The sequence below is a fragment of the Flavihumibacter sp. CACIAM 22H1 genome (assembly GCF_001601815.1).
Lineage (GTDB): Bacteria > Bacteroidota > Bacteroidia > Chitinophagales > Chitinophagaceae > Flavihumibacter.
The window spans coordinates 9842-19116 of sequence record NZ_LUKG01000026.1; the positions used below are offsets into that span (position 1 = coordinate 9842).

At 45.5% G+C, this 9275-nt stretch carries 9 protein-coding genes and 1 tRNA gene; 4 read left to right on the forward strand and 6 right to left on the reverse strand.

Annotated elements, in window-relative coordinates; genetic code table 11:
- From A1D16_RS09275 to gap, 3 genes are all read right to left on the reverse strand, one after another.
- Positions 1-359 (reverse strand): LemA family protein (locus A1D16_RS09275; RefSeq protein ID WP_290709079.1); only part of this gene is annotated, 359 nt, incomplete at its 3' end.
- Between the two features lie 97 nt (positions 360-456).
- The gene (locus A1D16_RS09280; protein ID WP_290709080.1) at positions 457-1650 is read right to left on the reverse strand and encodes a phosphoglycerate kinase; all 1194 of its coding nucleotides are present in this window, start codon (positions 1648-1650) and stop codon (positions 457-459) included.
- Between the two features lie 53 nt (positions 1651-1703).
- A complete protein-coding gene (gap, locus tag A1D16_RS09285; RefSeq protein WP_290709081.1) occupies positions 1704-2717 on the reverse strand; it encodes a type I glyceraldehyde-3-phosphate dehydrogenase in 1014 nt (337 codons plus the stop codon).
- 131 nt (positions 2718-2848) lie between these two features.
- On the opposite strand from gap, the gene A1D16_RS09290 reads away from it, so the two are divergent.
- A tRNA-Glu gene (locus A1D16_RS09290) sits at positions 2849-2920 on the forward strand.
- Positions 2921-3150: 230 nt separating this feature from the next.
- Here the strand turns inward: A1D16_RS09290 and A1D16_RS09295 are convergent.
- The gene (locus A1D16_RS09295) at positions 3151-4212 is read right to left on the reverse strand and encodes an NADH:flavin oxidoreductase/NADH oxidase (protein ID WP_290709082.1); all 1062 of its coding nucleotides are present in this window, start codon (positions 4210-4212) and stop codon (positions 3151-3153) included.
- Between the two features lie 89 nt (positions 4213-4301).
- Positions 4302-6428: an ATP-binding protein gene (locus A1D16_RS09300; protein ID WP_290709083.1), complete on the reverse strand. Its 2127-nt coding sequence runs from the start codon at positions 6426-6428 to the stop codon at positions 4302-4304.
- A 71-nt stretch (positions 6429-6499) separates the two neighbouring features.
- Here A1D16_RS09300 and A1D16_RS09305 point away from each other — a divergent pair, with 71 nt between their 5' ends.
- Complete coding sequence (locus tag A1D16_RS09305; protein WP_290709084.1) at positions 6500-6895, forward strand: hypothetical protein; 396 nt, start codon at positions 6500-6502, stop codon at positions 6893-6895.
- Between the two features lie 5 nt (positions 6896-6900).
- The gene (locus tag A1D16_RS09310) at positions 6901-7590 is read left to right on the forward strand and encodes a LytTR family DNA-binding domain-containing protein (protein ID WP_290709085.1); all 690 of its coding nucleotides are present in this window, start codon (positions 6901-6903) and stop codon (positions 7588-7590) included.
- A 219-nt stretch (positions 7591-7809) separates the two neighbouring features.
- On the opposite strand, the gene metX is transcribed toward A1D16_RS09310, so the two are convergent.
- Positions 7810-8826, reverse strand: coding sequence for a homoserine O-acetyltransferase (gene metX / locus A1D16_RS09315; protein ID WP_290709086.1), 1017 nt, complete (start codon positions 8824-8826; stop codon positions 7810-7812).
- A gap of 61 nt (positions 8827-8887) precedes the next feature.
- Between metX and A1D16_RS09320 the strand changes: the two genes are divergently transcribed.
- On the forward strand, positions 8888-9275 hold a 388-nt coding region (locus A1D16_RS09320; protein WP_290709087.1), incomplete at its 3' end, for an OsmC family protein.

Sequence of the window (9275 nt, forward strand, 5' to 3'; positions counted from 1 at the left end):
TTTTCAACCACTGCCAGTAATCTACCCAGTGCACTGGATACGCCAGCCTGTGCCTGCTGGTATTCCGCCAGCTTTTCCGGGGTAATATTTGAAGGATCAATTTGCACGGACGTAGCCTTTGATCTGGCTTCAATTACCCGGGTTAATGTTTCCTGCTCAAAATTAGCAGCTCCTTTTACCGTATTCACCAGGTTCGGGATCAAATCAGCCCTGCGCTGGTAATCACTTTGTACGTTGGCCCACTTGTTTTTCACGTTTTCATCAAGCGTAACCATACCGTTATAGCCACTGCAGGCGCGAAAGCCGAATAAAACAAGAGCACCCAGAACAATAATAAGGATCAAATTTTTTGAATTCATGGCAGAGAGTTTATATATATATTTAAATGTACAATAATCCAGACAAAAAAAAGGAGCACCGGGTTGGATGCTCCTTTAAAAATAATTTGAGCCAGGCTTAACTATTAATAGCTGCAATGCCAGGCAGTGTTTTGCCTTCAAAATATTCGAGCATGGCACCTCCTCCGGTTGATACGTAACTTACTTTGTTGGTATAGCCAAACTGGTTAACTGCCGCCACGGAGTCTCCACCGCCCACCAGTGAAAATGCTCCCTTTCCGGTTGCTTCTGCTACTGCATCAGCAATAGCTTTGGTACCTGCCTGAAATTTTTCCATTTCAAAAACTCCCATAGGGCCATTCCAAAGAATGGTTTTGGAAGCCAGAATAACTTCAGCAAATTGTTTGCGTGCTTCCGGACCGATATCCAATCCCATCCAACCGGCCGGAATTTTATCGCTGGGAGCAGTTTGTGTAGCAGCATTTGCATCAAACTTGTCGGCTGCAATAGAATCGGCCGGCAAATGGATGTTTACATTCTTCTGCTTTGCCGTTTCCAACAAAGCGGCCGCCATTTCCAGGCGATCCTCTTCACAGAGCGAGTTGCCGATTTCTCCACCAGTAGCTTTCTTAAAGGTGTAAGCCATTCCGCCGCCGATAATTATATCAGTAGCTCTTTCAAGCAGGTTCTCTATAATCAGGATTTTATCGGAAACTTTAGCGCCCCCGATTATGGCAGTAAAGGGCCGTTCTCCTTTATGCAGTACTTTCTCCGCGCTGTTAACTTCTCCTTCCATTACCAGGCCGAAGAATCTCTTTTCTTTTGGGAAAAAAGCGGCTATCACTGCGGTCGAAGCATGGGCCCGGTGTGCCGTACCAAAAGCATCGTTTACATACACATCGCCCAGTTTGGCGAGTTGCTGTGCAAACTCTTTATCTCCTTTTTCTTCCTCTTTATAAAACCGGAGGTTTTCCAGCAATAATACCTGTTGTGGTTGTAGTGAAGCGGCTTTCTGAACGGCCTCTTCTCCAATGCAATCATTGGCAAATTGAACGGGCACTTCCAGCAACTGGCTGAGGTGAGCAACAATATGCTTTAGTGAATATTTATCGGTAGGTCCATCTTTAGGCCGTCCCAGGTGGCTCATCAGGATAACGGATCCACCATCCTGCAATATCTTTTTTATCGTTGGTACGGCAGCCCTCATCCGGGTATCATCCGTAATTTCAAACGAAGCATTTAACGGCACGTTGAAATCCACGCGGATAAGTGCTTTCTGACCAGCAAAGGAATGTTGATTAAATTGGCTCATAGAACTAATTCGGGAAGTAAAAACAAAAGCGGGCAGAACCCGCTTTTGACTGATTATTTGGAAATAAGTCCGGCGAAATATTTAACAGTGCGCACCAGTTGGCTCACGTAGCTCATTTCATTATCGTACCAGCTGGTAGTTTTAACCAGTTGCTGATCACCTACCGTAATTACTTTGGTTTGCGTAGCATCAAACAGAGAACCATAGCTGATACCGATTACATCGCTGCTCACAATTTCATCTTCGGTATATCCAAAGCTTTCGTTGCTGGCAGCTTTCATGGCAGCATTTACTTCTTCGGTGGTTACTTTTTTAGCCAGTACAACGGTCAGCTCAGTTAAAGAACCGGTAATAGTAGGCACCCGCTGTGCACCTCCGTCAAGTTTACCTTTCAACTCAGGTAATACCAGGCCAATGGCTTTGGCTGCACCGGTACTGTTAGGTACAATATTGGCAGCAGCAGCTCTGGCACGGCGTAGATCGCCTTTTGCGTGCGGCGCATCCAGGGTATTCTGGTCATTCGTATAAGCGTGTACGGTAGTCATGCTGCCGATGGTAATTCCAAAAGAGTCATTCAGGACTTTTGCCATAGGCGCCAGACAGTTGGTAGTACAAGAAGCACAGGAAATGATTTCTTCTGAACCGTCCAGGATGGCATGGTTAACATTGTACACGATGGTTTTCAGGTCGCCTGTGGCAGGCGCAGAAATTACCACACGCTTAGCGCCGGCTTTCAGGTGGGCCGCAGCTTTATCTTTATCGGTAAAGAACCCGGTACTTTCAATTACCACGTCCACGCCATGGCTTCCCCAGGGAATCTGAGCCGGGTCTTTCTGAGCATATATTTTAACCTCATCGCCATTAACGATGATTGCATCCTGCGTAGCTTTTACATCGGCATCAAAACGCCCCTGTGCGCTGTCATATTTCAGCAAATGCGCCAATACAGCCGGAGAAGTAAGGTCATTGATAGCAACCACATCAATTCCTTCCATGTTATAAATCTGGCGATATACCAAACGTCCAATCCTTCCGAATCCGTTGATGGCAACTTTTACAGTGCTCATAATGGTTTAGTTTGTGTTTTACTTTTAATAATGAGGCGCTAAGTTAACGCATAGAGGGGGGAAGAAAAATTTTGAAAATATTTTTGGTAGAAATATTGCACTCCCTATCTTTGCACTCCCAAAAGGGAAATGCCGCGTTGGTCAATCGGTTAAGACGCATCCCTTTCACGGATGAATGACGGGTTCGATTCCCGTACGCGGTACAAAAAAAGAGCTGAAATTTCAGCTCTTTTTTGCATTATACCGGTAAGGTTCCAGGGAGTATTGCTAGTTCAACAAACGCATCTTTTCGTTAAAACCCCGGCAGCTTACCTACTGCTTATTTGTTACCGAAAAGACCATCTGTAGCCGGCTTTGGCCCGCCTCCCATACATTTTGGTGAGGATCTGCGCCTTGCCAGGGGAGGTTCCGCACCGGATCAATAAAACAACAGCTATTTTTTAGCCCGCAGGTACTGTTCTGGCCATTCCAGCTCAACACCCAGTTCTTTTGCCGCTTCCAGCGGAAAATAAGGATTGCGTAAGAATTCTCTTGCCAGTAATACCAGGTCGGCCTTCTCCTCTGCAATAATAGCATTGGCTTGTTGGGCTGTTTCTATCATTCCTACGGCGCCCGACCGCATGCCGGTTTTTCGAACAGCTTCCGCAAAGGGAACCTGGTACCCTGCACCAACCGGAATTTTTACACCGCCGATATTTCCCCCCGTAGAACAATCGATCAAATCAATGCCTTCCGTTTGCAGCCGAGTAGCCAATTGAATACTGTCTTCTATTGTCCAGCCGTCTTCCACCCAATCAGTGGCAGAGATCCGCACGAATAAAGGAAGCTCATCCGGCCATTCCTGCCTTATTTCCCCAATCAATTCAAGCAGCAGCCGGATTCGGTTGTCAAAACTTCCACCATATTCATCCAACCGCTTATTCGACAGGGGCGACATAAACTCATGTAAGAGATAACCATGTGCGGCATGAATCTCCAACACCTTAAAACCTGCCTCCCTGGCCCGTTTCACCGCATTGCGGTAATCCGTATAAAAGGCCTGAATATCTCCCCGCGACATTTCCAGGGGAGGGCGATCGGCATCGTTAAACGGAATCGGCGAAGGAGCCATAGTTTCCCAGCCACCCTCTTCCAGCGCTAATTGCCGGCCTCCCTGCCAGGGAAGCGCACAGGATGCTTTCCTTCCGGCATGGGCCAGTTGAATGCCGGCAACAGCTCCCTGCTGATGAATAAACTCAACAATATTTTTCAATGGTCCAATCTGTTCGTCTTTCCACAAGCCGAGGCAGCCGGGCGTAATACGTCCCTGCGCGCTTACACCCGTTGCTTCCACCAGTACCAAACCGGCCCCGCCAACTGCTCTTGCACCCAGGTGCACCAGGTGCCAGTTATTGGCAAACCCGTCTGTGGCAGAATACTGGCACATCGGAGAAACGGCGATCCGGTTTCGAAACCGCACCGATTTTATTTCTAACGGGGAAAACAACTGTTCCATTTGAATTGAATTTTGCTGATACTATAACCCCTGCTGTTCAATTTAGTTGAAAAAAAAGGCCGGTAGAAACCGGCCAAGGAAAAACAATACTACACATGTTGCAATTTTCGGGCATACTGCAATAACTTCTGCTTAAGGTCTTCCGGACGGAATGGCTTAGGTATAAAGTCATTAAACCCTTTATCAATTAAATCTGCCTGCATATGATCATATACAGCAGCAGTAAATGCGATGATCGGAATGTCTTTTGCCGTTTTCCGGATATATGCCACCACGCCGCTACCGTCCAGTTCCGGCATTTCCAGGTCTACCAGCAGAATATCTGGTCTTTTTTCACTGTATAACCGAACAGCTTCCAGGCCATTCACAGCTTCTATGATATCAGCATTCCATTTGGCCAGGAACCGTTTTACAACCATCATATTAATGGGATTATCTTCGGCCACCAGTACACTTATCCCCGACAAATCTTCCAGGCGAATTTCCTTTACCTCCTCAATATAACTCTGGCGTTCTGTTTCCAATGGAAGTGTTACGGTAAAACTGAAATTGCTGCCTTTTCCCGGCTCACTTTCCACCGTCAGATCGCCGCCCATTTTCTGCACAATATAATGGCTGATGGCGAGGCCCAAGCCTGAGCCACCGTATTTACGGGTGGTTTCCAGGTCGGCCTGGTAAAATTTATCAAAAATGCGGTGCTGCTTGTCTTTGGAAATGCCGATTCCGGTATCCTGCACACAGAAACGCAGTGTAACATTATTACTTCGGCGCATGAGAATTTTAACCGTCATACTTACCGACCCCTTATCCGTAAACTTAATGGCATTGGATAAAAGATTATTCAGAATCTGCTGCAGGCGAAGTTCATCTCCGATTATATCGATGCCCAATACAGAAGAAATATCCGCATGAAAGGCCAGGTTTTTCTGTCGCACCGGGTTTTCAAATACAGTAACCACTTTTTCCAGGAAAGAGCTCAGATTAAATGGTTCTTTATTCAACTCCATTTTGTCGGCTTCCAGCTTACTGTAATCCAGGATATCGTTCACCAGCGTAAGCATATGTTCCGACGAATGCTTCAATACATCCAGCATCTGACGTTGACTGTTCAGATGATATTCCTGGTGCAGAAGATTCGTGGTTCCGATAATGGCATTGAGTGGTGTACGCAGCTCATGGCTCATATTGCTTAAAAACCTTGACTTAACCCGGGCAGCCCGTTCCGCCCGCTCTTTTGCCTTCAGTGTTTCCACCTCCGCAATCTTAACTTCCGTAATATCAAGAATACTCATTTTTGCATACTTCGACTTCTGGTGTTCAAACACAACGATGTTTACATAAGCAAAAATTGGTCGGCCTTCCGCGTCTGAAAACTCCATATTCCCGAACCAGGGAGAATGGGTTTGATAGGATTCTTTACTAAAAGCATTCAGCCTTTTACCGGACTCTTCACCAAGGATGGACTCAACAGCAGTTAAGGTTATGCCTTCTTTTGAACGAATCGCAAACAGTTCAAGTGCCCTTTTATTGCAGTCAGAAATCAGCTGGGTATCAAGGTCTATAATAAAAATGGCATCGAGCGAAGTATTAAATATGGTATCTCCCAGATTTTTTTCGCCCAGGATATCTTCTTCCTTCTTATTCAGCGCTTTCAAAATAGAAAAAGCTACCAGGCCCGTCAATAGCAGGGAAAGGGTAAGATTGATCCGGAGGTTATAAATATAATGTGATTGCTGAACAAGGTTACCGCTTCCATTATTGGGAGAAATAATAAAGGCTATGCCGAAGAACGTAAGGGTAGCAATTTCAGCAATAATCAGGTCCTTGCTGATCTTAGTATCGATCAGGAAAATCATAGCAAAAATTACCGGGAAATAATACAGGTAAACGCCTGATTTAATACCCACAAAATAGCTCACTACCAGAACCCCGGCATTAAAACTTATAATAACCACCCATTTCGCAAATTCCTGCCGGTTATACAATCGTAAAAAATAGGAAAAAAACAATAAGGAACAAACCATCAGGCAGGCAAAGGCGGCCATGTACTCTTTCATGATGGTGCACAGAATCATATTCAGCCCGGCCACTACAATTCCGACTTCTGTTAAGGTTTTCAAGGGGGAGGCCGGCAAATTCTCCTGCCGGTGGTAAAGCTCTTCCGCCAATTTTTCCCAATATCTCGTTACACCGGATAATATGTTGGTACCATTCATCGTTTTCTTTTTGGTAGTCGGAGATTTTATCTGCCTATCAAACGTACCGAGTAAATAAAAAATTGTACCCTATGCAAGCCATTTCGGACACTGTGTTTCAGCTCAGTAGCCAGTTTGACGGCATGTTCCTATTGGAAATGCACGATAATGACCTGGCCGCTATTTCAGACATCTTCATCACCTCTCACCAGCAACTCTCTGAAGAATCTTCCAAATACTTCTGGCTGGCAGAAAACGGAGAAATCGCAGAATTAAAACGTAGAGTACACTTAGTAAAACCACTATGGGGATACTGTGGATTATCCGAATTCCAGGATAAATTCCAGCAAATGGAAAATTTCTTCAGCACCAACCCAACAATCAGCGATGCCATTATACGACTGGAAGAAGAAAAACCGTTTATACGGGAAGGACTTGAGCTGATCAGAATGGAAGCAATCAAAATTCAGGAATACTTAAAACAATAATGGTCATGAAATTTACAGCTGTTATCGTAGAAGACCTTTCCGTTGCTGCAGATGTATTACATAAATACTGCATTAAAAGCGGTAAAATAAACGTAGTACAATTGTTTAAATCAACGGAAGAAGCGATCCCGTTTTTATCAGAAAATGCGGTGGATGTGCTATTCCTGGATATTGAAATGCCTGGCGCCAATGGGTTTAGTTTGCTTGACCAGATGCAATACCAGCCGCAGGTAATTCTTACCACGTCTAAAACAGAATATGCATTTGATGCATTTGAATACAGCGTGGTCGATTTTTTGCGGAAGCCATTCAGTTATCAGCGTTTTACACAATCGCTCGACAAACTAAAGCCTTTAAACGAGAAAAAAGAAGAAGTGGAAGAGATGTCGCATGTTTTTATTAAAAGCGACGGGAAACTGATCCGGCTCAATAACGATGATATCTTATACATCGAAAGCATGGGTGATTACGTAAAATTTATCACGAACGATAAAAAAATAATCAGTCATAATACCATAAAGGCGCTGACGGAGAAGATCAACCCCGATGTTTTTTGCAAAGTGCATCGTTCCTATATCATCAACATGAATAAAATTTCGGATATACGGGACAATACCCTTTATATCGCCAACGCAAAAATACCGGTCAGTAAAGCCAATCGTAGTACGGTAATGAGTCGGATCAAAATTGTATAAAACTGCTTATCGAATAAAACTTTCCACTTATCGACAAATAAACGATGCTAGTCGAATCAATTTCTGCAGGAAGAAAACAGTTTGGATATTTGTGCTTGTAAGCAAACAGTTTAGTCCACTGTTCGATATCCTGAAAAACCAAGTGTTTATCGTCTAGCTAAGAGCTTGAGCCCCGCCTGTCCAGCGGGGCTTTTTTTGGGCGATAAGAGCACCATAGAATTAGCGCTCTAACCAGTGCTTTACTTGTTCACCAATCACCACTGCCTCTACCAGAAAACCGTCATGACCGTATCCAGAATCAATTTCTATATATCGGGCCTGAGGTAGAGAACGGGCTATTTTTTGTTGTTCGGTCACCGGGCATAAAAGGTCGCTCGAGACCCCCATCACCAGGGCTGGCTGTTGAATCTTTGCCAGGGCCGCTTCCAGGGTAGCCGTTCGGTGACGGGCAATATTATGGCTATCCAACGCTTTTGTCAGGATCCAGTACGATTGGGCATTAAACCGGCTTACGAGTTTTTCTCCCTGGTAACGCATATAAGAAGCCGCTTTAAACCCGTCTGTTTTGTCCGGATCAGCATCGCGTTGTTGTTCGGAAATGGCGGTATAATTACGGTAGGTCAGCATTCCGATTGCACGGGCCGCTTTCAGCCCGGCTGCGCCTGCCTGGGGGTGTTCTTCGCGCCAACTGCTGTCGGCTTCAATAGCCATGCGTTGTGCTTCATGAATAGCAATACCCCAGGCGCTTTCCGACCCAGAACTGGCTATCAGGAAAATTTGCCGGATTACGGCAGGTTCCATTAACGCCCATTCCAGTACCTGGTATCCTCCCATGCTTCCGCCCATCAGCAGGAAAATATCCGGCAATTCGAGGTGGTTGCGGAGCAGAATATGCGCCTTCACCAAATCGCGGATGGTGAGCTGTGGAAAACGCATATAATAGGGCTGACCTGTAGCCGGGTTGATAGATAATGGACCCGTACTCCCATAACAGGAGCCCAGGATATTGGCGCAAACAATAAAATATTCATCGGGGTTGATGGCGGCCCCGGGTCCAATAAGGCCGGGCCACCAGGCTTCTGCATCGGCATTGGCCGTAAGTGCATGGCAAACCCAGACAACATTTGACCTTGCGGCATTCAGAGAACCATACGTATGATATACAATTTCCAGCTCCTCCAAAACGGCGCCACTTTCCAGGGTAAATGGCTGGGGCGATACAAAACGATGCTGCATAACTGCAAAATAAACGCTCCCACCGTTACCTTTGTAAGAATTGAAAAAAAATTAGCCAAATATGATTAAAATAGATGTGATACGCAGTTCAGGAGATTATGGCTTTGAAGCAACGGATGCCAATGGGCATACGATACGTATAGATACCAGCCCCGAAACAGGCGGAACCAACTATGGGGTACGCCCTATGCAGCTCCTTTTAATGGGTCTTGGAGGCTGCAGCGGCATTGATGTGGTTAGTATTTTAAAAAAACAACGCCAGGAAATCACCCACTTTGATATGCATATTGAAGCAGAACGGGAAACCGGGAAAGAGCCAGCCCTCTGGAAATCAGCCAAAATCATATTTACACTGGGCGGAACCATTGATGAGGACAAGGCAAAAAGGGCCGCTCAGTTGTCCATGGATAAATATTGCTCAGTTGCAGAAACCCTTCGGCGGGGCGGTT

Excerpts from the sequence above, each read along its gene's own strand:
- A1D16_RS09280 (WP_290709080.1), bottom strand. The coding sequence starts at position 1,650 with ATGAGCCAATTTAATCAACATTCCTTTGCTGGTCAGAAAGCACTTATC.
- gap (WP_290709081.1), bottom strand. The coding sequence starts at position 2,717 with ATGAGCACTGTAAAAGTTGCCATCAACGGATTCGGAAGGATTGGACGT.
- A1D16_RS09295 (WP_290709082.1), bottom strand. The coding sequence starts at position 4,212 with ATGGAACAGTTGTTTTCCCCGTTAGAAATAAAATCGGTGCGGTTTCGA.
- A1D16_RS09300 (WP_290709083.1), bottom strand. The coding sequence starts at position 6,428 with ATGAATGGTACCAACATATTATCCGGTGTAACGAGATATTGGGAAAAA.
- A1D16_RS09305 (WP_290709084.1), top strand. The coding sequence starts at position 6,500 with ATGCAAGCCATTTCGGACACTGTGTTTCAGCTCAGTAGCCAGTTTGAC.
- A1D16_RS09310 (WP_290709085.1), top strand. The coding sequence starts at position 6,901 with ATGAAATTTACAGCTGTTATCGTAGAAGACCTTTCCGTTGCTGCAGAT.
- metX (WP_290709086.1), bottom strand. The coding sequence starts at position 8,826 with ATGCAGCATCGTTTTGTATCGCCCCAGCCATTTACCCTGGAAAGTGGC.